The sequence below is a fragment of the Brevundimonas sp. Root1423 genome, assembly GCF_001426805.1.
In genome coordinates, this window is sequence record NZ_LMFL01000003.1 from 40,641 (window position 1) to 65,276 (window position 24,636).

20 protein-coding genes are annotated in these 24,636 nt (G+C 62.9%); 11 read left to right on the plus strand and 9 right to left on the minus strand.

The window, feature by feature from the left end; genetic code table 11:
• Window positions 1-18 precede the first annotated feature (18 nt).
• The 3 genes from ASD25_RS03480 to ASD25_RS03490 all read left to right on the plus strand — a co-directional run bounded on the left by ASD25_RS03480 (window position 19) and on the right by ASD25_RS03490 (window position 2,622).
• Window positions 19-183 carry a hypothetical protein gene (locus tag ASD25_RS03480; protein ID WP_200943530.1) on the plus strand — a complete coding sequence of 55 codons (165 nt, stop codon included), beginning with the start codon at window positions 19-21 and terminating at the stop codon, window positions 181-183.
• Window positions 184-259: 76 nt separating this feature from the next.
• The gene (locus ASD25_RS03485; RefSeq protein WP_055827239.1) at window positions 260-1,384 is read left to right on the plus strand and encodes a hypothetical protein; all 1,125 of its coding nucleotides are present in this window, start codon (window positions 260-262) and stop codon (window positions 1,382-1,384) included.
• Window positions 1,381-2,622, plus strand: a complete 1,242-nt coding sequence (locus tag ASD25_RS03490; RefSeq protein ID WP_055827242.1) for an MBL fold metallo-hydrolase — start codon at window positions 1,381-1,383, stop codon at window positions 2,620-2,622. The genes ASD25_RS03485 and ASD25_RS03490 overlap by 4 nt, the downstream gene beginning before the upstream one ends.
• A 63-nt stretch (window positions 2,623-2,685) precedes the next feature.
• Here ASD25_RS03490 and ASD25_RS03495 read toward each other — a convergent pair whose 3' ends face one another.
• Window positions 2,686-3,234, minus strand: coding sequence for a hypothetical protein (locus ASD25_RS03495; protein WP_156376881.1), 549 nt, complete (start codon window positions 3,232-3,234; stop codon window positions 2,686-2,688).
• Entirely contained in the window at window positions 3,231-3,965 is a 735-nt protein-coding gene (locus ASD25_RS30125; protein WP_156376882.1) for an NUDIX domain-containing protein, read from the minus strand. Before ASD25_RS30125 ends, ASD25_RS03495 begins: the two co-directional genes overlap by 4 nt.
• A 67-nt stretch (window positions 3,966-4,032) precedes the next feature.
• On the opposite strand from ASD25_RS30125, the gene ASD25_RS03505 reads away from it, so the two are divergent.
• Entirely contained in the window at window positions 4,033-5,568 is a 1,536-nt protein-coding gene (locus ASD25_RS03505; protein WP_056614981.1) for an ADP-ribosylglycohydrolase family protein, read from the plus strand.
• On the opposite strand, the gene ASD25_RS03510 is transcribed toward ASD25_RS03505, so the two are convergent.
• From ASD25_RS03510 to ASD25_RS03540, 7 genes are all read right to left on the minus strand, one after another.
• Window positions 5,560-6,123, minus strand: coding sequence for a hypothetical protein (locus tag ASD25_RS03510; RefSeq protein ID WP_156376883.1), 564 nt, complete (start codon window positions 6,121-6,123; stop codon window positions 5,560-5,562). The genes ASD25_RS03505 and ASD25_RS03510 overlap by 9 nt on opposite strands.
• 107 nt (window positions 6,124-6,230) lie before the next feature.
• A complete protein-coding gene (locus ASD25_RS03515; RefSeq protein ID WP_055827256.1) occupies window positions 6,231-9,917 on the minus strand; it encodes a DEAD/DEAH box helicase in 3,687 nt (1,228 codons plus the stop codon).
• Complete coding sequence (locus ASD25_RS03520) at window positions 9,914-11,299, minus strand: EH signature domain-containing protein (RefSeq protein ID WP_055827259.1); 1,386 nt, start codon at window positions 11,297-11,299, stop codon at window positions 9,914-9,916. The genes ASD25_RS03515 and ASD25_RS03520 overlap by 4 nt, the downstream gene beginning before the upstream one ends.
• Window positions 11,296-12,045, minus strand: a complete 750-nt coding sequence (locus tag ASD25_RS03525; protein WP_055827262.1) for an OmpA family protein — start codon at window positions 12,043-12,045, stop codon at window positions 11,296-11,298. Before ASD25_RS03525 ends, ASD25_RS03520 begins: the two co-directional genes overlap by 4 nt.
• The gene (gene zorA / locus ASD25_RS03530) at window positions 12,045-13,997 is read right to left on the minus strand and encodes an anti-phage ZorAB system protein ZorA (protein WP_055827266.1); all 1,953 of its coding nucleotides are present in this window, start codon (window positions 13,995-13,997) and stop codon (window positions 12,045-12,047) included. Before zorA ends, ASD25_RS03525 begins: the two co-directional genes overlap by 1 nt.
• A gap of 194 nt (window positions 13,998-14,191) precedes the next feature.
• Window positions 14,192-17,521 (minus strand): TM0106 family RecB-like putative nuclease, encoded by a 3,330-nt coding sequence (locus ASD25_RS03535; RefSeq protein ID WP_056614991.1) that lies wholly within the window; start codon window positions 17,519-17,521, stop codon window positions 14,192-14,194.
• Between the two features lie 3 nt (window positions 17,522-17,524).
• Entirely contained in the window at window positions 17,525-18,544 is a 1,020-nt protein-coding gene (locus tag ASD25_RS03540) for a YafY family protein (RefSeq protein WP_055827272.1), read from the minus strand.
• Between the two features lie 79 nt (window positions 18,545-18,623).
• On the opposite strand from ASD25_RS03540, the gene ASD25_RS03545 reads away from it, so the two are divergent.
• The 7 genes from ASD25_RS03545 to ASD25_RS03570 all read left to right on the plus strand — a co-directional run bounded on the left by ASD25_RS03545 (window position 18,624) and on the right by ASD25_RS03570 (window position 24,426).
• A complete protein-coding gene (locus ASD25_RS03545) occupies window positions 18,624-18,917 on the plus strand; it encodes a hypothetical protein (RefSeq protein WP_056614994.1) in 294 nt (97 codons plus the stop codon).
• A gap of 11 nt (window positions 18,918-18,928) precedes the next feature.
• Window positions 18,929-19,150: a hypothetical protein gene (locus ASD25_RS30130; RefSeq protein ID WP_156376884.1), complete on the plus strand. Its 222-nt coding sequence runs from the start codon at window positions 18,929-18,931 to the stop codon at window positions 19,148-19,150.
• 31 nt (window positions 19,151-19,181) lie between these two features.
• Complete coding sequence (locus ASD25_RS03550; protein ID WP_055827278.1) at window positions 19,182-19,502, plus strand: hypothetical protein; 321 nt, start codon at window positions 19,182-19,184, stop codon at window positions 19,500-19,502.
• Window positions 19,503-19,548: 46 nt separating this feature from the next.
• Window positions 19,549-20,091, plus strand: coding sequence for a hypothetical protein (locus ASD25_RS30135; RefSeq protein ID WP_156376885.1), 543 nt, complete (start codon window positions 19,549-19,551; stop codon window positions 20,089-20,091).
• A 137-nt stretch (window positions 20,092-20,228) separates the two neighbouring features.
• Window positions 20,229-22,775 (plus strand): AAA family ATPase, encoded by a 2,547-nt coding sequence (locus ASD25_RS03560; protein ID WP_055827284.1) that lies wholly within the window; start codon window positions 20,229-20,231, stop codon window positions 22,773-22,775.
• A complete protein-coding gene (locus ASD25_RS03565; protein ID WP_055827288.1) occupies window positions 22,772-24,073 on the plus strand; it encodes an McrC family protein in 1,302 nt (433 codons plus the stop codon). Before ASD25_RS03560 ends, ASD25_RS03565 begins: the two co-directional genes overlap by 4 nt.
• A gap of 44 nt (window positions 24,074-24,117) precedes the next feature.
• A complete protein-coding gene (locus ASD25_RS03570) occupies window positions 24,118-24,426 on the plus strand; it encodes a hypothetical protein (RefSeq protein WP_156376886.1) in 309 nt (102 codons plus the stop codon).
• The last annotated feature ends 210 nt before the right edge of the window (window positions 24,427-24,636 follow it).

Here is a 24,636-nt window from a genome sequence, read left to right on the forward strand (position 1 = left end):
GACCGGTCAAACCGGCTCATGGCGACCATCGAGATCAAGTCGTCGGGCAAACACGAAATCCGAGACTCTTCCAATCATCTCCTGGGCACCTACGACCCGCGTACGAACGACACACGGGACGCCAGCAACAGGATGGTGGCCAAAGGAAACGTCCTGACCTCGCTCATCAGCCCGTTCTCCTGACCCAAAAATATCTACGACCGATTCTGACGCAGAGGCTCATTACGCTGTCACTGCGATCAACAACCAATGGGACAGTATGAACTCCAATAGCGATGACCACCTCCAGGATTTTGTCGAGGACTCGGAACAGCCCGATCTCTCTGAGGACATTCGGGCAAGGCTCCTGAACACCGCGTCTGGTCGCCAGCATGCGATGTGGAGCCAGCGACTTCGGGACGGCTATGCCACCAACCGGAATGTGCGGTTGCCTGCAAAGGATCGGGAAACACAAACTGGCGAGATGATCCCCGGCCTGATGGAGGTCATCGGTGACAACGACACCGCCGAGATTCACCTCACGTCCGCAGCCATCCAGGAGAACATGCAGACTAACGCTGCAGCGTTCGAGGGTTGGGCCTTGGCCCTTAAACGCTGGGCCGGCGCGAAGAAGGTCGGGCTGTTCTGGCCAGCGGTCGAGCCCGTGGATGGCAGGTTTCCGCCTCACTACGAGCGGTTCCTCTACCGGGCTCGACGGTTCGCTGACTTGTTCCCAGACTGGTTCTGGTTGGACGGCGATACATCGGCTTCGGCCGCTCTCGGCAACATCGGCGAGCGTGTTCTCAACGTGGCGGGCGATCGCAGCCACCTGACCGGCAAGCAGGTCTGTGAACCGGGCAAGTGGATGAACGAAAACGAGATGGAGTGTTTCTTCCGTAAGGACGCGGCCTTCGCCGAACACTTCGGCTTCCGTCCCGGGTACCGAACCGACCAGCAGTTTCCGGTTGGACTGTTCGCATCAGAGGCGCCGAAAGACGGAACGCGCATCTTCCCCGGCGGCAAGGGGGCGATCGATCTGGTCTGCGCTGACGGGGACCGGTTCTGGCTTTTCGAGCTGAAAGCCGGAGACAATATTCCTGTCGGCACGATCAGCGAGCTGATCTTCTACGCCAGTGTCATTCGCGATGCGGCATTGGGCCATTTCCGGTTCGCACCGATGCGGGCACCTGGAAACGATGTGACCGGCGATGATGTGGTGAGCGCCAAGTCGATCGTCGCTGTCATGCTCGGCGACAAACTCCATCCGCTGCTGAGCGACGTGGACCTGCTCAAGATGCTGAACGACGCCGTTCAGGCCAGATGGAACGCCGGAGGGGCCGTTACAGTGGAGTTTCGGGCGGCCACAATCACAGACGGTCGGGTTATCAAGGATGTTGCTGCTTGAGCCTCACACTGACGGTTCACAGAGCGACAGACCAGATCGGCGGCAACTGCATCGAGTTGGCGACAGAGACGGGCCGCGTCCTGCTCGACGTTGGTCGCCCCCTGGACGCACCGAAGGATGCGACTGGTCTTCTGCCCGAGACGCTCTGTCTCGATCGGGCGGTCGATGGCGTGCTGATTTCACACCCTCACCAGGACCACTACGGTCTGCTGGATGAACTGCCGGCGACATGGCCGGTCTATTCGGGTGTATCGGCAGGCAAGCTCATGCACCTGACGGCGAGCATATTCGGCACCGCGCCGATCCGGGACTATCGGCACTGGGAAGGCGGGACGTCGGTCGAGATCGGTCCCTTCCGGGTTACGCCTTTCCTGACGGATCACTCCGCATTCGACGCCTATATGTTGCTGATCGAGGCCGCCGGGAAGCGTGTCCTGTACTCCGGTGATTTTCGAAATCACGGGCGAAAGGCTGCGCTGGTCCGGCAGATGATGTCTGCACCGCCGCGCGACGTGGACGTTCTGCTGATGGAAGGCACGAACCTGGGGAGTGACAAGCCGACCAAGAGCGAGCGCGATCTGGAAGAGGATTTCGTGGCCCTGTTCAGGGAAACACCGGGTCGCGTATTCACCTGCTGGTCCGCCCAGAACATCGATCGGACGGTCACCCTCTACCGCGCGGCGGTGAAGTCAGGCCGCACCCTCGTGATCGACCTCTACACCGCCGAGGTTCTCGAACTGCTCGCCGATGCCGGCAAATTGCCGAGGGCGGGCTGGAACAACGTCAAGGTCGTCATTACCCGCTCATTTGCCCGCCTCTACGAGATGAAGGGGCGCAAGGAGTTCGTCGAGCGCATGGCGGCGAACGGCATTTCGGCCGCCGCCCTGGCCCAGACGCCCAACAAATGGGTGGTCATGATCCGCCCGTCGCTCATCCGCGATTTCGCCGCGAAAGGCGTTGTCCCGACAGAGGCGGACGCGTGGAGCTACTCTCAGTGGCAAGGATATCTCGAGCAGCCGGATGGGGTAGCTTTGAAGGCTTGGTTCGATGAGGGAGGTTCACGGCCCCGCCACCTGCACACCTCCGGACACGCTTCCACGGCCGACCTGATGGCCTTTGCCACGGCAATCGGTCCAAAGGCCCTGGTGCCGATCCATGGAGTGGCCTGGGATACCGACCGCGACGGGTTCGAGAACGTCGTGCGGCTGCGCGACGGCGAGCCCTTGGCGATCGTTTGAAGGGGGCACAAGGGGCTGATCGTCTGTCGCAGGGCAGATAGCGCGACGGCGTACGGACTGGCCCTATTCGATGAGCGCGGGCGTGATCAGAACGGCTCCGGAGAGGTTCGGGGCCGGCGGCAGCGGAAACTCCAGATCCCGCATGTCCCCCATACGCCTCAGCGGCAGGTGGTCGAGTTGTTCCGGGGGGACCGCAGCGTATTCCTCCATCACGAAAGGAAGGGCGTTCTCCCTCTCAAGTGCCCCGAGCAGCTCACAGAGCCAGCCGGCGTAGGCCCAGTCCCGGCCGTATCCAGCGGCGCACACACCTGGAAAGCGCTTGATGAACTTGTCGGCAAGCTGTCGGGCGTTGTCGCTGCGGGCATCGGTCCAGCCGAAGTAGCGATTCGAACTGGCGCTGGAGTAGGCGGCACAGACGTCGTCGGTGGTGTGCTCCATCCAGGCGCCGTTGCGTTCGGAGAACAGATCCGCCGGTCCGATCGCCACCCGCCACGCCAACGGATAGATGTAGGGCATGACCCGCAGACGCTGATAGCCCAGCCGATGCAGGTCGCTGACCATGCGGATTACGCGTTGGGTCCGCCGGACTGAGGCTTGGAACTCGTCGCTCACGCGGTCTCTCCCAGAGCCGCAAGCACGCGGCGGAGGTTGTAGTGTTTAGGGGGGTGTCCGCGGCCGCGCGGGGTCGCTGCAGGCGGCTCCGACAGTTCGCCAGGAGCGAGCAGTCCCGCGGCGCGCTTGTAGAGATTTGAGCGGTCCACAACCCGGCCGATGGCGCGCTGATAGGCGGCGTGGAAGTCTGGATAGGTGAAGACCTCCGGCATCAGTTCAAGGAAGAGGTCGAGCTCGTCGTGGCGTTGGCGAATGCGGGCTTTCGCGTCGTCCAGGATGCGGTTGTGATCGAACTCCAGGCGGCCGATTTCGGAGAGCGCCGCCCAGTGCACAGCGCCGGCGTCTGAACCGGCTCGGGGCTCGCAGCGGCTGTCGTGAACGAACGTCCAGTAGGCCGCTGAGATGTAGCGCCCGCGCGGGTCGCGCGCGGCGTCTCCGTAAGCGCCCAGCTGATGAATGCGCAGCGGGTGAACGCCAGTTTCCTCCTCAAGCTCGCGAAGCGCGCAAGCCTCGAGAGATGGATCGACGTCTTCAGGGATCGCGCTGCCGCGAGCGACCGCATGTTCAACCTCGGGCGGGCCAACTCGTAAAAACCCGCCGGGCAAGGCCAGGCCCTTCGGCTCCTCCTTGCGATCGATGAGAAGCACTTCGAGTCCGTTGTGGCCGTTCCGGAGCACTACGACATCGGTCGCGACTGACGGGCGGGGGTGGCTGTAACGATAGCTGGTCATTTGTAGTGAGCTTGACACGAAATAATAAATGTGACAAGTACACAAAATCGAAATGACGGGGTACACAATGATCCGAACCAGCAAGACCGACCCTCTTCAGATCAACGAGGTGCTGTGCGCCGGGGGCGTGATTGGACTGACGCTGTGTCCCGGGAAGAAGGGGGGCAGCGTCTTCGGCGCGCCGTGGGATCGAGATCTGTCGGCCGACATCGGGGTCATTCGGGGTTGGGCCGCGACCACGGTTCTCACCCTGATCGAGGATCACGAGTTCGACCTTCTGGATGTCCGCGATCTGCCGGCGGCAGTGCGCGAAACCGGGATGACCTGGCTTCATGCGCCGATCCGAGATGTGGATGTTCCGGATGAAACCTTCGAGCGACGGTGGACGGTGGTCGGCCACAAGGTCCGCGCCGAGCTCCGGCGCGGTAACCGCGTCCTGATCCACTGCCGCGGTGGAAGAGGGAGGGCCGGCATGATCGCCGCTCGGCTCCTCGTAGAGTTCGGCGAAAGCCCGGCCGAGGCGATCCAGAGCGTGCGGCAAGCTCGATCCGACACCATCGAAACCGCGGCTCAGGAAGCCCACGTCAAATCGGTGCAGGTCCAACCCGATCGTGAGCGCGAAGATCGGGTTCTCGGCTGCCTTTTCGGAGGCGCGGTCGGTGACGCATTTGGCTACGCCGTCGAGTTCGATCGACTGCAGGAGATCCTGCGCCGCCACGGTCCCGACGGATTGACAGAGCCCCAGCTCCAGGCGGGCAAATTCATCGTCAGCGACGACACCCAGATGACGTTGTTTACAGCCGAGGCCGTGAACCGGTCCGGCTCACCGGAAGGGTTCATCGACGAGTGTCGGGCGGCCTATCTGCGCTGGTACGAAACCCAGACCGGCCGCCCAGGCGAAGGCCGCGACGGTCTCCTGGCCCATGCGCCGCTCTGGAAGCGACGGGCTCCGGGTAACACCTGCATGTCGGCTCTCGCCCAAGGCGGCACGGGAAGCGCTGAGCGCCGCATCAACGATTCCAAAGGCTGCGGCGGGGTCATGCGGGTCGCGCCGATCGGGCTGGTGCGTCACTGGGATGAGCGGACGGCCTTCGAGCTCGGAGCGGCCGCCGCTGCCCTGACACATGGCCATCCGAGCGGGTTCTTCAGCGCCGCAGCGATGTCAGCGATCGTTCGAAACCTGCTGGACGGCGCTGATCTCACGGTCGCGGTCGACCGGGCTTCGCATTTGCTCTCAGAGCATCCCGAGGCCAAGGAAACCCAGATTGCGATGGAGCGAGCCGTCTCGCTCGCCCGACAGAGTTCTGACGGTCAAGACGTGGCTCGCCGGGCGCTTGGGGAGGGTTGGGTCGGCGAGGAGGCTCTCGCGATTGCGATCTACAGCTGCCTCGTCGGCTCCAGCTTCGAAGACACGATGCGCGTCGCGGCGAACCATGACGGCGATAGCGATTCCACCGCGTCGATCGCCGGCCAGCTGTTTGGCGCTCGTTGGGGGTTCGAGCACCTTCCCTGGACCTGGGTCGGGCCGCTCGACGTCTTTGACGCGGTCGCCGAGACTGTGACGTCACCCAAAGGCTCGCCGAAGGCCGTGGTCCTAGACTGACCCTTGGCGGCCAAACATAGGCATCGAGGACGTCCAAAGGGCGTCCTCCAGATGCGGAAGCGCGAGGGGCGAGATCCCATCGCCGTAGCTGGCGCATTCCAGATCTAGTGGGACGCCGAGCGACTGCGCCCAGCAGGCGAGATTGAGCGCATATGTCCCCCGCGCGCCGAAGCCGAGATGCTCATAGATCCGCTTCCGGATACTGGACGAACGCCCCACGTAGAGAAACCTCGATCGAGGTCCGTGCCGGCGAGAAAAGCTTCTCTCGGCGGACTTGGTCTTTCCAGCGTCAAATGCCTGCAGGACCAGTTCTGGATTCAGGTCAGCTGGAACGCCGATGCGATAGAGCGTCGGGCTTTTGGCCGGGAGTTTGGCTAGCTCAACATCGAGGAAGTTCTTGGCGCCCGCTGGGGTCAGCGCCTGCGGATGGATCGTGAGCCTCCGGATCTCCGGCTCAGGGCAAACTTCCAACGCCTCGAGGGCCGTCTTCAGCGAGGCTGCGGCGAAACCGGGCAGGCGGGCAAGGTCTATCGGTGTCGAGAGGGGCGTCGTCATGGGCAATCGCATTTCTCTACGGGAATCATGATGTCGACCAGCGGTATACGGGAATCAAGGCGCCCACCAGCAGGATACGGGACGGAGCCGCCACTCGCCTGTTTCGCTCAGCCATTCGAGCCAGGCGGCGCATATGTCACCGTGCACTGCTTTCGCTCGTCGTAGAATGCCTCGACGCCTCGACCCAAAGTCAGCTCATGAATTCGGACGGCGCCGCCGGCGTGGCGCACCGCGATGTCCACGAATCGATCGTGGAAATCATCGTCTCTGGACCGCTTGCGTCGACGCGTCAGCGCCAGGCGCGGCATCGGTGTCAGCCGCCGGGTCAGCATGTCTCCCATCTCGCGTCGGCTCTGCGTATCAGAGGCGTCGCCTTCGACCTCTTCTGCGTACTCGATCGTCACGCTCTCGACAGAGCGCGCGACAGCTTTGAGATCTGCGATGAACTGGACTTGGGCCTCACGGTTTGAGCGACGCGCCAGCGCGTAAGGATCGCGGATGGAAATATCGACGAGGTCCTTGCCCGCGAACAGCGCCAGGATTTCATCCGTAGGCCTGATACCCCCGGCGGCCACGCGCCACTGACGGATCCCGGAATTGGTCAGTGCGGTTGGCAGGGTGAGCGTGGTTCGGACAGGCGGAGCCGCGGGTGGAACGATGACCGATGGCTCGTGGGGGGCAACAGATTCCGAGATCGCACTCGGAGCCGCAGTTTCTTCGGTTTCGTAGGCCTCTTCGACGTCGTTGGACGCCTCTCCGAGCGACACCTCACGGAACAGGTTCGCCAACTCGCCGTCGCTGGCATCCGGCGGCAGAAAGAGGTCGCGGGTGAGCTTGCGTTTGCGGTCGATGAGCGCGTTCAGGCGCAGGTCAAAGCTGGACGACCGGATCGCTGGATCGGGATGGACCGCCATTGGCAGGTGGACGTGCACGTCGCGCTTTTGGCCAATCCGGAACACGCGATCTGTTGCCTGGTCCTCCACCGCCGGGTTCCACCACCGCGACAGGTGGATCACGTGATTGGCTTCGGTGATCGTGAGGCCCACGCCGCCTGCCTTCGGCGACAGGATCAACACATCGAAACTGCCAGGGGACTTCTGGAAGACGTCCACCATCTCCTGGCGCTTGGGCCCAGGGACGGACCCGTTGATGCGCATGGGCATGCGAGGAAGGTGGAATCGCCCTTGGATCAGTCCGGCAAGACGTTCTTGCATGGCCAGATCTTCTACGAAGATCAGGGCCTTTTCCCCCTTTGCCGCGATATCCTTGAGGATGTCCAAGGTTCGCGACAGGCGGGCGGAATCCTGGGCATAGGCGTCGAGATCCGCAGGTGCATGACGGGGGTTGAGCGGGTGAAGGGAAACGCCGCGAAGTCCCGCGAGCGTGGTGAGCATACCGCCCTTGCCGACGGCCCCGTTGGCGCTGGCGGCAGCCGCGCGGACCACGAGATCCTTGTAGGCATCTGCCTGCGTCGCGGGCATTTCACCCTCGAAGGGGTGAACCGACTTGGACGGCATATCCTTCAGCGCATCGCTCTTCAGGCGACGAAGCATGTAGGGAGCTTGATCGGTCGGCGCCTCGGTCAGTTGTGTCTTGAGCCGAGAGAGCGCCGCAGTGTCACTGGCGGGATGACGCCGCTCAAAGTCGCGGCTGGCGCCGAGCAGGCCCGGCGCGATCACGTCCATGATGGACCACAGGTCCTGGAGCCTATTCTCGACCGGCGTGCCGGTCATGCCGAGCGTGAATGCGCCGTTGAGGGTCTTCGCCGCCCGGGTCATCTGACTGACCGGGTTCTTGAGCTTCTGGATTTCGTCATAGACGATCAAGCCGAAGCGGGTCCTCGCAAACGAGAAGTGATAATCCCGGAGCGTCTCGTAGGTCGTGAGCACGACCCCGGCATCGCGCCAGGCCTCGGCTTTCAGCGCCGCCCTGCCAGTCTCGATGTCGCGCTGGCCGAAACTGTCCTGCTCACGAAGCTGCTTCAGGTCAGAGCCGAAGGCGGGCACCAGTAACCCCAGCTGCGTGCCGGAGAGATGCTTCTTGATCTCGCCCCGCCAGGTGCCCAGCAGCCCTGTGGGCGCGACGATCAGGAAGGGCTCTTTGGGACGACGGCCGGCTTCCGCCTCTTCCTGGAGCCAGGCCATGAAGGCGATGGCTTGCAGGGTCTTTCCCAGCCCCATGTCATCCGCGAGCAGGGCGCCGGGATGAAGGGTTTCAATGGATCGGACAAGCCAGCGGAGGCCTTGCGTCTGGTGGGGCTTGAGTGTGCTGGACAGGCGCTCGGGTATGCGGAGCGGCGAGGGCGGCGGCGTCGCCTCTTCCGACCGGAAGGGCGCGAATTCGACCTCCTCGAAATTCTCGCGCACGACCAGGAAGAGTTTTCCCTGAAGGGCTGCGTCCCACCCGGCCGGCGGCGTGTCCTCGTCGACGGCGGGCGCATCCTCGCCACCCTTGGAGCGGCCAAATGGGCGCAGGCTCTCGAGCGACTGTATCAGCTGATCATTGACCGGCAGGCTTGACGGCGGAGGAGGACCATCTGGCCCGGTCGACTGCAACAGGCCCTCGACCCCGGCGGTGGCCTTGCCAGCTTCAGCGGCCGCGGCCACCTGGTCGATTACGGCCGCGACGTTCTCGGCTGGGATCTCGAAATAATCATCGCCCACTCGAAGCCCGAACCGCTCCGGCAACCAACTGTTCTTTCCGGCAGGCACGATCCAAGGCAGCACGGGCGTGCGCCAGACATCCACGCCGGCGACCCGGCTGGAAAACTGCTCGGTCTCGACGAAGAGCTCGTCGAGTGCGATCCGTTCAGCGACCTCCTCGCCCAAGGTCTCCTTGAGCACCTTGCGCGGGTTTAGGACGAAGGCTCGGCGTTCGCTCTCTGGCCGGTCTTGCAATCTACGCACCGCACCGAGAGCCGGGCGAAGCGAGGGGTCGATGAAGACGTATTCGCCGTCCCTCAGGACGTAGACTGGCCGTACGTCGGCCTCGCGCCTGAACCGATCTTCGGAGAAGAGCTTTTGGGCGCTGGGCGTCAGGACATTGTCAAACGCCTCGTCCAGCGCGCGACCGTCCGATTGGGCCTCGTCCGCAACGCCCAGACCAAACAGCACGGGATCGAAGTCGGTCCGGTCTGGTGTGAGCGTGCGCAGTGTCAGAGATAGCGAGGAGGCGTAATGTACGCGCATGTCTCGCAGGTAAGGTTCAGACGTGACCCCTGATGACGCATCCTCGGGCCAGTGACGGCGCAGGAGCGCCAGGAGCCGAAACCGCTCGGCCTTGTCGACAGGCACGGTGAGTGACCGGGCGATACTGAGGATGGACCAGAGGGGTTCGGGGATCCGGCGCTGCGAACCTTCGCAGGAAATGATCGCGCCATTGATCGAGACGCGACAGGGCTGGCCGCCCGGCTTCACCCATCGAACATCCAGCCGGAAATCGTCCTCATCGATCCGGCCGACAGGCTTGAGGTCGAGCGCCAAGGGCGTCGCGGGAGGGACCGTGAGCACCAGCGCCGTCGCAGCGTCGAACTCGGCCACGCAGCGAGGACTGAGAACAATCTCGTTGTCGAGCACCACGACTGAAGGCTGTTGTCCGGCTTCGAGCGCGTCCTCGGCTTTGGCGAACAGACCCCCCAGGGCCGTGGCAGCGTCCGGGCGTCGATTGGCCCATTCGGCAGTTGGGACGATCACGCCGCTTTGCGCGAGCGCCAAGTGGAGCATCTCACCGTCTTCTCTGACCGAGAATGATGCCTCTTCCGCCGTGCGGGCCTTGCGCCGGAATGGGTTGATCATGGCCGCAGGCCGGTTTCGTTCTTGATGATGTCAGCCACTCTCGATTGCCACCACGTCGTATGGGAACCGGAGGTCGGCGCGCGCATGAGTTCGGAAGAATCGTAGTCGGGCAATCGCCGACTATTGTGCCGGAACAGGACGGGGTGCTTCGGGTCGTTGCGACCCCAGATGTTCCATTTTCCGTTGTGGCTCCACTCAGCGATGGTCAGGTCGCCAATCTTCATTATGAGCGCGGCGTGTTGTGAGGAACGACCGGAGCCCGAGGCCAGTCGTCCGAACATCGAAAGACTCTTGTCGCCCGTTCGTTGGGCGGCGCGATCGGCACGGGCCGCACCGTCCGAGCCGAAGGCAACCCAGGCCGCCGAGATCATGTCGGCGTCCAGGTACCGGGTCCAGAATTTGCGCCGGTCTGCCCACATGTCAGGGCGATCAGTCATGGTTTCGTTGACGATGTCGAAAAACTGTCGGACCGAAGCCTCGGTTAGCCAGCGCAGAATGATGGCGTATGCATCGCCTGCGACCTCTTCTACCGGCCGCCATCGTGCGCGGTTGATGCGGGGGTCGCCTGCGTGCGCGACCGCCTTGTCGACGATCAGTGTCTTGTGGGCTCGGGCGGGCTCGCTTGCGCCCCAAGGCTCAAACAGAGCGCCCGCAAATTGCGGCCAGGCCTTGGGATAGGCGAGGGTGCCTGAACCGCCCGACCATTCAATAAGTCGTTCCTGGGCTGCGACCGCCTGGGCCGCCTTGAGCTTGCGCACCGTCTCGCAGGCCGCTGTAAAGCCGGCCAGCCCCAGGCCACCGATGCGACGGCCTTCCGTCGTCAGCCCAGCTTCGTCGAGGATGGACCGAAAGTCGCCTTTACCGCCGAGCACCGCTGCCGCCAGGCGGCCGGGCGCCTTTGAGGGCGTGAGCAACTCAAAAGCCTTGATCCGAGCCGGCCAGGGATCGGTTCCCCGCCATGGCCAGGACTTCGACGCGGTGGTCAGTCGCTTGGCGAGCCACGCGACGTCCGCATCATCTTGATCAAAGCCGTCGAGGTAGGCGTCAAGGAGAGCGAACAAGGCTGAACGGCGACGCAGCGTTTCGACCTGGTCGCAAATGGGGTTCGCGATGGTGGTGTCTTTGGCCGGTGGGTGCGGCGGGTGCAGAAATGTTCTGCAACTCTCCCGCAGGTCCCGCCGCGAAAGCGATGCGACCTGACCCTCAGATATCAGACCGGCCACTCGCTGCTGGAGCGCTTCGGTCGCCTCGAGGTTGATGGCCCTTGCCTCTCCACTGATCTGGGCGACAGCTCTAGGGAGCAAGACCAGCTCGGGGGCACGGACTCGCAAGGCGTCGAGGAGGCGTTCTGGGTGGTCCAGCAGAGAGGCCAGGCGGGTCATCGAGCGTCCAGCGCCCGCTCGACCCGGCGAACCGTTTGCCCGGAGTCGGGCGCGACCATGATGATGCGAAGATCGATGCGCCGGTTGCGGGCTTTGGCATCGATGGTGTCGCTCGGGTCAATTGGCCGTTGAGGACCATAGCCGCTGACGCTGAGAACAGGCTCGCACAGCTTGCCCTTCATGGCGCAAAGCTCTGAGAGATCGGCTCGGGAACCAACAAGCGTTCGATAAGTATTTGTCGCTCGGACGACTGACAGGTCCCAGTTGTCTCGACCGCCGCCGGAAAACGCGTCGCGATCGGTGTGCCCCTCGATGTAGACGGACTCGATCGCGTGCTCGGTGGCAGGGCATGTCGGGGGTACCGCGCGTCCCGACTGGTGGCGCGTGTAGCAGGGAAGCACTTCTTCCAGCGCTTCGGCCAGCTTGCCTACATTCTCCTGCCCTTCGACCTTCAGCTGATCGTCGCCGCTGTCGAACAGGATCTTGTCGGGCAGTCGAAGCACGCCATTCTGCGTATCTATAGATACCTCCACGCCCTTTTGCTTGAGGGACGCTTGTATCTGCGCCAGTATTTCCGCACGCGTGGTGTCCGCGCCAGTCAGTTCGTCAGTGACCTGGCGAAATTGCAGGGCGTAATACATCAGCAAAATGATGAAGATGAAGACGAGCCCCACCATCATGTCCGTCATCGAGACAAAATAGTTCTCTTCCTCGATGGCATGCTCGTGCGCGTCATCGAGGATCATCAGGCAGCCTCAGACAGCTTTTTGGCCTCGACATAGTCGTTGAGGGATTCTGCGTATTCCTCGATGGATGTCAGCGCGCCGGAGAGCTTGCCCACTGCGGACGCCAGCTCGCGATCGGTATCGGCAGCGAAGCGCTTGAACTCGCTGAAGGTACCCTCGAGCGTCTCTCCGAGACGAACGGTGGTTTGCTCGAGCGCCTTGTCGACATTCTCGAAGCGTGCGCGGTAGTCGGCCCAAGCGGTTTCTGCGGCCTCCTGCGTCTCGCGAATCCCATCGGCGAGTTTCTGCAGCGACTGCACCGCCTCCGCGTCCATTTGCTGATTGGCTTCCAGCGAACGCGCGATCCGACCTGCAGCTTCGTTGACGGCTTGAACTGCTTGGGCGACCGGCGCTGCCGCCGCCGCAAATCCCTTGGAAGCGTCGCCGATGGAGATTGCGACGGTCTTGGCATGCCCCGTCACGCCTTCCATCGCCTCAGCCGTTCGCACGGCGCTTTCGCCGCTCCGGGTGAAGCCCTGACCGGCGCGGTCAATCTGCTCCGCCGCTTCGCCAACCGCTTTGGCGAGGCCTGCGGCCACGCCTCTAAGGCCTTCCCCCGACTCCTCGAGCGCCACGCGGAACGTTTCCTGGCTCGCGGCCACACCCGCCGTCATCGCGTTCGAGACCTCCTTCTGCATCGTCTCTGCAGCGTTGAGGCCGGCTCCCTGCAATCGATTGACTGCTTCGGTGATGGCGTCAGCCGACTTGGTCTGGGCGCTCTCGAGGCCGCTCAGCATGCGCTCGAGCGTGTCGGACTGAGCCCGAGCCATTTCCTCGCCCTGGGTCGAGAAGCGCTCACCCATACCGTCGACCTGGCCAGTGAGCCGGTCGAAGGCCTCGCGAATGTCAGTCGCAGCCTGAGCGAAATCTGCGCCGGCGGCGCGGATCTGGCGGGCGGCGTCCTCTCCAGAGGAGCCCACCGACGAGCTCAAATCGTCCAGGCGTTCGCCCAAGGTGGAAAGCGTCTGACCCAGTGCTCGCAGCTCACCGCCTGACGCCTCCTCGATCGCCTTGGCGGCTCCTTGGCCGAGCCCCTGACCCATCGACGTCATGTTGTCATTGAGCAGGCCGAGCGAGGCGGTTACGGGTGCGATGGCTTGTTGGAATTCCACCCCCATGCGCTCACTGAGCTGGAGAGCGAAGTCGGTATTGAAGGCCTTGAGTTGATCGCGCTGCTCGCGAAGGACATCGAGCTGCTCGACCGCCAGGCGCTGGGGTGGCACGTACAACATGCCCCGCTCCAGCAGCGAACAAAGGGCATCCGTCACTCGGTTGGTGCGCTTCTGCAGCCCGTGCTCGACGAATCGCAGAACGAGTGATGTCCCGACACCTGCGACAGAGGTGAAGAACTTGGCGCCCGCGACGGTGAGCAGGTCAATCAGCGACTGCTGCATAGCCGTCTGGTCGCCCGTCGCCATGCCTTGGCTGGCTTTGTGCAGCGCCACGATGAGCCCGAGGAAAGTCAGGATCAGTCCCAGTCCAACCATGATGTTGGACCAGAAGATGAGAAGGCTTTGCCGCGGCGCGGCGCGGTTGAAGAAGGCCGCAGGTCGGTTCGTATTTCTGACCGGGGCTTCGGTTTCGTCGACGATCGATTCCTGGAACTCGCGCCAAGCCAGAATGAGAGGGTCTGCGCCCGGTGCAGGAGCGGCCATGGCGGCAGCGACGTCTCCATAGTTCGCGCTGAATGCGGCCCGTTCCGCAACGGGATCGCTTTCAGACCCAATCGCGCCTTGGAGAACCTCGACGCGCTTTGACGCGGCATTCAGATAGGGAAGGGTCCGCGTGCGTGCCTGGAACGATAGCCAGCCTGTCCATGCAAGCATCAGGGGCGCGATCACCAAGGGGGCTACCCAAGGGACGCCGAAGATAAGTTCCAGCCCAATCAGGATGAAGTCGAGAACGCTATTCATGTACCCCCCGTTTGAAGCAGCGCATCACAATGGTTGCGTGAAGTCCGCGGCCGCTTCGCAATCCAACCCTATCCCAAGGATCAGAAAGATTTGAAAAATTGCCCAATATTCGCGGCGGAATAACCACCGCTAGCCCCCTCGGCGTAAAGAACACTTCTACTTAAAGGCGCTGGCAGTGTCAGCCCCCATGACAGCTAACGGCATGCCGCTGCTTCGGCTCGTGCGAGCAGATCCAACCGCGGAAGGTCCGCAAGGCCCGGCGAAGACAGTTCCAACAATCGCTGCCCCTTGATCATGACGGCCAGGCACTTCGCTCGACTGATGGCGACGTTGAGACGATTGCGATTGAAGAGGAATTCCGTCCCACGAGGGGCATCGCCTCCAAAGGAAGTGGCCATGGACACCAGCACCACCGGCGCTTCCTGACCCTGGAATTTGTCGACCGTCCCGATGCGCGCGCCCTGAGGAAGCCGCTTCTTGAGCAGGGTCACCTGCATGTTGAAGGGACTGACGACGATGATGTCGCTGAGGGTGATGGGCGCGGCGACGCCGGCCGTGTTGACCCAGGATTGACCGAGCAGCTGTTCGATGAGGTGGCCGATTACGGTGGCCTCTTCCCCGGAACTCTGGGTGCAGCCCTGGTGGTCAACATCCACCGTACTGATGCCAGTAGGCTGCAGCGCGGGGTGCAGGCCGTCGCCGAGGACAAGCCGCTGGACAGCGGTCGAGGCTTCGGCCTGAAGGCGACCTTCGTAGACGGCGTCTGAGATGAAGCTGCAGACATCCGGGTGCATTCGCCATGACACGTTGAGGAGAATACCGCGCTCTGGCGGCACGGTCGGATGCTCCTGCATTGCGTAGTCCATGGATGACAGGCCGGTCTCGCCCGGATGTACGCCTTGTACGGGCTGGGGGAGCTGCATCTGATCGCCGACGAGCACCAGGTTTCTGGCGCAGCCGGCCATGGCCATGATGTTGCCGAGAGACACCTGACCTGCCTCATCCACGAACAGGTAGTCGAACGAGTTCACGTCGTGCTTGGCGAACTCGAAAGCGGTGGCGCCGACCAGCTGATGGCTGAGTTCGACGTCCTTGGATGCACCCACACTGATGATGCCATAGCCCTCGAAAACCGTCTCAGGGTCGCCCGGCGAGGCCTTCTTCACACCGTCGAGCTCAAACCCGACGTCCTCGCAGCGTTTCGAGACGCCCTTGAGCAGGTTGTTGATCGCCTTGTGAGAGTTCGACGAAACCGCCACCCGTTTACCGTCCTGCAGCAGGGCGGTGATGGCGCGGGCGGTGGTGTAGGTCTTGCCGGTGCCCGGCGGCCCCTGGATGATCAAGCTGCTTTCATCCAGGTCGCGAGCCGCGCGGATGGCACCTTCCACCAGATCTTCGCCGGCAGCGACCACTGCCTTGCCCTGCGCGCGTCCCGCGAGCCGAGGGGAGAGGCGGCGCAGCATGTCGAGCAGGGCCCGGTCGGATTCGAAGTCGCCCTTCGACACGCGCCTGGCGACTTCCAGAAGCCCCGCTTCCAGGACTGATTGGTCGATCAGCTGACCGGGCGAAAGTGATGCCCGCTCGGGGAAGTCTCCGCTCTTGGCCTGGCGGCGCAGGACCACGATCTGTCGCTCCATATCGAGCTTCACGATCGAGCCGGCGGGGTCGAGCGTGAGTGCGATACGCGGGCGGTCACCCTCCTTCACCTTCGTATCCTGCTCGGGGAAGCGATAGGTGGCGACCAGAGATTTTGCTTCCGGCTCCTGGTTTATGAGCTGCAGGCCGCCAAGGCTCTCAGCGTCTTCGATGAGCTCTTCATCGGTCCAGGTCTGGCGATCGAACAGCGCCCACCATTGGGGCTTCTGCGAGCGCTGGTGGAACCAGAGAAGCTCCGCCAGCAGCTCGCGCAGTTCAGGCTCCAGGCCCTCCTGTCCGCGAAGGGCCTCGGCGACCGCGATACGATCGCGTTCGAACTCGGCGCGCGCCTCAGCCTTGGCGCTCGGTTCCGGTTTGAGTTCGTCTGGCTCCGGAACTGCGAGGCCAAACGGCGCATCGGCCGGCCGCAGTGCCTCAAGCCAATCGCGCAGTTTGGCGGTGGAGACGCAGTCATCCTCGTTGTAGCGCTCAATGGCTTCCAGGATCGCCGGATCCGACAGCTCCCGCCAGCGCTCGTACTCCACAATACTATCTCCGGCGTTGGTTACTTCGCCGACGCGCTTGCCCCAGTAGATCTTCTCCAGATCCTTGAGCGAATAGCTCTCGGTCGAGGCCCTGATGCCCTGACGAACCACGGCGTAGAGATCCACGAAGCGGTGGTCGCGCTGCAGCTGGTCAAGCTCGGCCTCGCGAGTCGCGTATTTCGCGGACAGCCGCTTCAGCGCCGTCCTTTCGTAGGGGGCGTAGTGATAGATCCGCGCCCTCGGAAAACGCTCCAGGTGCTTCTTGAACAGATCCATCAAGCGCTCGAAGGACGCCTTCTCCGCGACGTGGTCATGAGCCCAGAGGGCTACGAAGCGATCAGTGCCGTCGTCGCCTAGAGGTCCCCACAGGCCGTGGAGGTACTCCAAGCCTTCGGGGTACAGCGGGTCTCCTTCAATGTCGTAGAACAGGTCGCCCGGCTGGGGCGGCGGAAGGATCGCAAACCCGCGCAGCGGCTCGCTCGGCAGGGTCTCAGCTAGGTGCTGGCCGCCCGCCGCGCCTCGCATCTGGAGCCGCGCCTGGTTCGCCAGCTTGGCCAAGGTATCTTCGCCGATGCCGGGAACCTTGGATCCAGTGGGAAGCGCAGCCACATCGGTCAGCGTGCGAACGCCGGCCTTGGCCAGCTTGATGATCTGATCGCCGCGCATGCCGGCTACGAACACGGGGCTGTCGGCCGTCCGCCATTCGCTCGTGCAGCGGTCGAGAAAATCGCACTGACCGCAGGCCCCGTTTTTGACGGCTTGGGTCTCCACTGGTGCGTCGATGAAGGCTTCGAACTGGCCCATCATGCGCCGGGTGATGTGTCGCGTGTCTTCGAGCCGGAACCGCTCGGGCGGGCCTCCCGAGCCGTGGATGGCGCCTTGTGGCGGCCGATGACCGCTCACGTGCTCCAACAGGGCGGCGTAGACGCCTAGCTGCAGCAGGTGTTCGGCCTTGGCCTTCTTGGCCAGCTTGGCGTCCTCGGGCGCGTATCGCCAAGTGCCGTCTTCCTGAGTGTCGCTACGCACCAGAAAGTCCGGATAGCCGACCCACCGACCGTCCGTGAGCGCGGCCTGGTAGATCACCGGAGCGCCGTCGTTCATCGCCTGGACGGTGAGCTGCACGCGGTGCTCCAGAGACCCTTCGCCAGGAATCTCGACCACCGCGCCGTACTTGGCTCTCAGCTGTTCAACCACGCGCGCTTCATGCTCGAAGCCTTTTGCTCGGATCAGGGTGATGGCGTCATCGGCGCGCTCCGGCGGTTTGACGCCCTGGAGCCAAAGAGCGGTCTGGTGACGGCAAGCCTGAAAGGCGTTGAGGCGCGAGGCGGAGAGTAATCTGGTCATGGTCTAACTCTGGACCAGATCTGCGACAGCTTCGGTCGGAATAGAGGAACTGTGCCGCGCGAGGGCTGAGTTGAGCTCTGCGACCATGATCTCGCGCAAGCCGGCAGGAGAAAGGATCTCCACCTCCGTGCGCCAGGTGAACAGGTGCCAGGCAAGCTCGAGCATGCCGCCGGTCTCAAACTCCACCAGCAGGGAACCATCGCCCTGAGCCGTAACCACCTGGCCGGGATGGAACCTCCAGCGCTTCGCTTCGGCGGCTGCGTCGCCTGTAAAGCGCAGCTTCACCTGCTCGACGCGGTCATGGAATACGCCAAACGAACGCGCCGTGTAGTCAGCAATCGAGAAGGTATCAGGCGCGGCGCCGGTCGCTTCCAGGACCTCGAAGTTCTGGATCCGGTCGAGCCGCCAGTTCCGCGGCTGATCCGAGCCTATCTCTGCGCCGACCAGATAGTTCATACGCTCGAAGAACAGGCCGTAGGGCACAAGGGTGCGAACCGATCCTGGGTTTGACCCGCCCAGATAAGAGAACCGGACCTGATACATGCCCATCAGGGCTTGGCGGATCCCTGTCAGAAGCCGCGGATCCTCCACGGGTTGGGGGCCTGCGCGGATCCCTGTCAGCTCCGCACGCGAAAGGGCCTCGACGTCGGGCGAGATGCGCCGACGATGCTCCGCCTTCAGCGCGGACTTCACCTTGTGGTCCAGGCCCTCGAGCGTCGCCGCCCGGTTCCGGTGTCCGCCATCGCGCAGGGTGTCGATGGCGCGCGACAGCTCCACCAGCTCGTCGATGGTGGGTGATTGGAAGAAGCCGTCGAGCCCCCTGGGAATCCGGAAACGCTTGCTGACGCCTTCCTGCAGCACCTCCATCTGCGGAAACACATGAGCGATCGCATCGCGCATGCGCTCGGCGGTCCTGCGGCACACACCCAGTTCCTCGGCCATCTCCTCGGTGCTCATCCCTTCGGCGCTCGCAGCCAGCCGGCGGGCGAGCTCCAGGACCAGGGTCACCTTTTCATGTCGCATCGAGCCCCCTCCGATTTACGACCGAACTTGTCGGAAAAGGACTCTAGCGTGTGGATCGTAGCCAACAAGGGAGGAAATCATGGGACTTCAACTGACCAACCACGCATCCGTCCGCGCTAACCAACGCGGCATTCCGCACGGACTGATCGAACAACTTCTCGCACACGCAGACATCGAGACCCGCGTCGGCGGAGGATGCGTGGCGCTGAGCGTCAGCCGTCGGCGCCTGGCGGACCGGGACGTGCGTCGCAGCATGGGGCGAGACCTCGACCGTCTGCGCAATCTGGCCGTCGTCTGCAATGCAAGCGACGGGTCGATCGTGACGCTGTTGCATGAACATGGCGCACGTGCCCGTCGCTATCACCGCGCATAGGGGCCGTCTCAATGACCAACTCGGTTGAACAGTCCGGTGGACGCCATCTGTATCGGGCGCAATATTTGCATCGGCCGACCGGGGAAATCGCGCAGTTCCATCCGACCTCCCGACCCGTCGCCTTGGACATCGCCCGTCAACTCGCTTTTGACGGCGAGGCGGAAGTGAAGATCATCGCCCAATCGGACGGAACAGTATGGACGCTCGCGGCTTTCGCGGGCCTTCGCTCGTGAACCGATCGAGGATCGGGGCGGGGAGCCGGCCATGACAATGTTCTCGTGCAGCTTGCTCGTCGTTGATCCGATTGCGGACCTGCAAACCCTCGAAAACTCCGCGCTACCAAACGCGCGTCACGTCAGTTTGGCTGGCTTGCCCTACCGGTTCGGGCCGAGTGAAGTCTCAGTCTGGGCCAGAAAACGCGCGATCGACATCTATTACGTGGACAACTGCTGGGTTCGCGTGCCGGTCACGCCGGAGGAGCTGCGGATCTTTCTGCATGACATGGGGGCGACGTGCTCCGAGCTGACGACGTTTTCGGAGCCGGACTTCCGACAATCGTTGATTATAGACGCTGACGAGTTCTAGCGTCGGATACTCCGGACATGACAGCCGAATTGCCAGGGAGGGCGACTTGGGGGCGTTTGACGAAAAGCACATCACCCGCGCGATCGAACGGTTGCCGACCATGGGGACGCGCGAGATCAGAGACCTACGGGATCGAGCCGAGCGGCAAGAGCTTGGAAGCCTTCTGGACGCTTGCGAACGAGAACTCGCTCTGCGGCCGATCGAGCTGTCGGCTGTTGACGCCGAGGCTCATGCCCGCATGGCGGACGAGGTCAATGACCTCGATCTGGTCGACACGATTGCAGTGGCGTTCAGCAAGGTGAAACCGCCGAACGAGGAAGAGCTGCAGTTCCTCCAGTGGGTCGCCGTAAACCCGGGCGGCACCTACCAGGAGGCGCTCAAGGTTCGCGGCAAAGGCGACGTCGGCCTGTTGATTGGTCATCTCGTATACGACCGGTTCGGGTGTTTCCGACGGTTCGTCATCGATGGGCAGGACCTTTCCAGCATCCTGCTGGTCAAGGAACGTTCGGGACCGAGCGTCAGCTACCGGCTGAAGGCCGAAGCGCGCGAAGGCTTGCAACGAGCCGGCGTATTGGCCTCGCAGCCGTAACCCCTCCCCATTCGCGCCAAGCCGAAGCACAAAACTCCTGGACCTGCCGCGGGCAAACGCCCCAGGGGTGATCCGAGCCTCGGCGTCAGCGCGGTGTTCGAATCTGCTCCGAGCAGTCAGCCGAAAAAGACGGAACGATGAGAGAAGCTTTCAGAGAGTGGCTTGGTCAGCGCGGGTTCACTGCCAAAACCCAGTCGGTTCAATGGTCCCAAGGCAACCGCTTGGAGACTGCGTTTGGAGATCTGGACGCGGCCTATGACCTTGACGCGTTGGCGGCTATCCGCACCACGCTCACCTACTCGAAACAGGACGAACGGAACGGGCGGCCCAATCCGGCTCCCTTCCAGATCGATGGCGATGTCTACGCCAACCTTGCCGGATATCGCGCGACGCTAACCTACTACTCGCAATTTCGAACGGCCGAAGCCGGTGGGGAAGTCCTTGCCCCCGCTCCCCTGAACCTGGCCGTACTCCAGGAAATGAAGACCCAGTTCCTTGAGCGATATCCCGACTTCCGAGAGCTCGGATTTCAAGCCAGGCACGGCGCCTATTGGGACGACGAACGCGCCTACAAGGATGTCGTGCTGGATCGTGTGGAGCAGGCTCTGTCGTCTGCCGACGCCGATGAATCAGCAGGCGCCAGACTTCTGAAGCTGATGTGGCAACCCCCCGCTAATTTCGTCGATTGGCGCGCGCTTGCCCACCTCGACAGCCTATCCCAAACGGACCGTCAGGCCGTCACCGATGCATTGGACGAGATGTTGGCCGATTCAGGTGCGGCATCGGCCAGCGCGGCGCGATGCGCAAGTCGGATCCACCCCACGTTCACTGGAGGGGCGCTTCGAACCCTGGTGACGACAGCGCAGGCGCTGACGCGTCCGCAGGATGCGATAGCGGTCAAGACACAGTATTTGCAGCGAGCCGCCAAGCGTCTGACGGGTCGGGGACCTTTCAAGTCGAACGTCATGACGGAGGTAGAGTACGGCGAGCTCCTGTCTCTGGTCCAAGGCGTATTCACCATCATGCGAGACGACTGGGGCTGGTCGCCGCGAGACTTCTGGGACGTCCAGAGCTTCCTGTGGGTGACGACCGATGTCGCATCCAACGATACCGATCTAGAGAAGGCTGCAGCGCCGATGACATCCGAACCAGCCGCGGCGGTCGCCCCAACCAATCTGATCCTTTATGGTCCGCCAGGGACGGGGAAGACGTGGACGACGGCCAGGCGCGCCGTCGAGCTGTGCGATGGCGATGCCCCCGAAACTCGGTCGGCGCTGATGGCTCGTTATCGCGAGCTCGTGGCGCGCAAGCGCATCGGCTTCGTCACCTTCCACCAGTCCTATGCCTATGAGGATTTTGTCGAGGGTTTGCGTCCCGAAACCGGTTCGGATGGTGAGGGCGCCGAAGGGGGCAGCACCGGCTTCTCACTGCGGTCTCAACCCGGCGTGTTCCGCAAGATCGCGGACCTGGCCCAAGCCAACCGAGGTCGGCCGCTTTCCGAGCCGACGTCCTACCGGGAGCGTCAGGTCTTCAAAATGTCGCTCGGTCGAAGCGGCCAGGATGAGGGCGCGCGCATTTTTCGCGACGCGCTGGAAGGTGAGTACGTGGCGCTGGGATGGGGCGGCGATATTGACTGGTCCGACCCTAGGTTTGAGGCGTTTGACGCCGTCAAGGCGCGTTGGCGGCAGGACCATCCTGACGCTACCGGCCAAGATCCCAACGTCCAGCAGCTCTATGCCCTGCGCTCGTGGATGAAGGTTGGCGACCTGGTTGTAGTCTCCGACGGCAACAAGGCGTTTCGGGCGATCGGCGAGGTCACCGGGCGATACGAATACGTCGCCGGCGAACACTCGGACTACAACCATCGGCGCTCGGTACGCTGGCTTTGGCACAGCGCTGAACCTCTGCCGCGCGAGCTGATCTACGGTCGCGGTTTCAGCCAGGTCTCTATTTATAATCTGGATTCCGAGCAGATCGCCTGGCCGGCTCTCGAGCAGATTATTGCAGGAGCCGGGGAGGCTGCAGCCGTGGGAGCCGCGCCCGAACCCTATGTCCTGATCATCGACGAGATCAACCGGGCCAACATTTCGAAGGTCTTTGGCGAACTCATCACTTTGATCGAGCCAGACAAGCGGACCGGCTGCACCAACGCCCTTTCCGTCACGCTGCCGTACTCGGGCGAGACCTTCAGCGTGCCTGCCAACCTGCACATCATCGGCACCATGAACACCGCGGACCGTTCGATCGCCCTATTGGACACCGCTCTGCGGCGTCGGTTCGAGTTTGAAGAGCTCCTCCCCGATCCAGAATCTCTTGCTGAAGCGAGCGCACGGACGGGGATTGATCTGGTCAGCGTCCTGAAAGGCCTGAACAGCCGTATCGAATACCTCTTCGACCGCGACCACCAGATTGGTCACGCCTTCTTCATGCCCTGCCAGACGCCGGACGATGTGGCCCAAGTAATGCGCACACGCGTCATCCCCCTTCTGACGGAGTACTTCTACGAGAACTGGGAGAAGGTCCGCCAGGTCCTTGGTGAGGTTGAGGACGAAGGCGGCTTCGTCACCCGCACGCGGCTGAAACCGCCAGCGGGCGGTGATGCCTACGAGAGCGGGGAGGGCCGTTGGCGGTATGCAGTTCGATCGAAAATTGCATTGGCTGCTTACGATCAGCTGAAGCCTTGAGCCGCCATACGCTCCGCGAATGGGAGTATCTCACCATCGGCGACGGTGCCGCCGGTGGTGAGATCACGCGCAAGGCAGCTGATCGGTTGGTGGCTGCCGCAAGGCAGTCTGAGCTGGGCGGCGCAGACGGTGAGACCATCCTGGTCAACGGGCACGCCCGGCTGCGCGCCCAGCAGACGGTAGGGGTTCTGGTTACGCCTGACGCGACCTTGGAGATCCTGCCCAAGATCGACGGACTGGATGATGGCTCCACTCGCCAACGGCTCATCCACATGTTGGCGCGCGTGTTGGATCTCGACATCGCCAGTGGCGCTCTGACGCGGCTGGGTTGGCAGCACCACGACCTTCTGGAGGTTTTGATCCGGCTCTTCTGCGATCAGCTCTTCACGGTGGTTCACCGCGGCCTGCCGCGGCGATACGTGCCCAAAGAGGATGATTTGCCGGCGCTTCGTGGCCGGCTGAATGTGCCGCGCCAGTTCACCGTTCTCGCAGCGAGTCCCCAGCGCCTCGCCTGCCGCTACGATGACCTTAGCGCTGATATCGCCCTCAATCAGATCATGAAGGCTGCGGTGACGCGGCTGCGCCGGATCGCCAAAGCCTCGGAAACCCAGCGTCGGTTGTCTGAGCTGGCGCTTGTGTTTGCGGACGTCAGCAGCGTCCCTGTTCGCAGCCTGCCGTGGAACGAGGTCATCCTTGATCGCACCAACGCGACTTGGGCGTCCTTGCTAGCCTTGGCGCGCCTCCTGCTCGGAGAAAAATTCCAGACTACGAGCCTGGGCGCAGGCGAAGGCTTCAGCCTGTTGTTTGAAATGAACACCCTGTTTGAGGAGTTCATTGGTCGGAGTCTTCAACGGGCTCTGGCAGGCAGCGGTTTGACGGTTCGGCTTCAGGGCCCGCGAGACCATGCTCTGCTGTCCGACGACAACGCCTTACGGTTCGCGACCAAGCCTGACATCGTAATCTCTGATGGAAATCGGGTCCGGCTAATCATTGATACCAAGTGGAAGCGGCTGACCGGCCCGGTCGAAGACCAGAAGCGCGGCGTCGGCCAGGCCGACGTCTATCAGATGATGGCATATGCGCATGTCTATGGCTGTGACCGACTGATGCTGCTCTACCCGCATCATGAGAAGGCAGGCAGTCTCGAGGGGCGACAGACAGGGCACCTAATCAGGGGGACCGATGATGCCCGCCTTGCGATCGCAACGGTTGGCTTGGCCGATTTTGCCGGCTTGGATGAGCGGCTGAGGTCTCTGGTGAGTTCGGGAGTCCAGCCGTCTCTCGCCTACGCAAACTGAGATCAAGTATCTGTAATGTTTATGTTTTGGAGTATCGATTAATCATGGAAACCGCACGGATCATCCTGACCGCAGGTAACGTTCGCAATCACCACTTCTACCTCCGCGGATGTTCACAGATCATTCCGGAAGGTGGCTTGGGCGGCAAGAACAAGGCCGACCTCGGCGTCCCCTTCACCGTCAGGTTTGAGCCCGGACCCACAGTCTTGACAGACGTTGACGCGGCCAAAATGATCTTGCGGGATCGGAAAGCAACGCGCGCGTTCTTCGAGGGTGCGGCGGCCCGGGAAGGCGACGTGGTCGTCTTGGATCGGTTAGGAGACCGTGAGATTTCGGTACGATTGGAGAAATAGTGTCCAGCGATCTGTTTTTGCAGGTGAGCAGTGGATAGACGAAGGCAGCGGGGCTGTGTTTTTAGGCAGGTCGCTCGTGTACGACTTGGCTGAGACGCCCGTCATTCTCGCCGATAATCCGGAGATCCATAAGATCAGTGAGGGAGGATTGAGCTGCTGATTTGATGATCCTCACGCAGTTCGATTGGAATGGTTAGCGCTGCCGCGCCG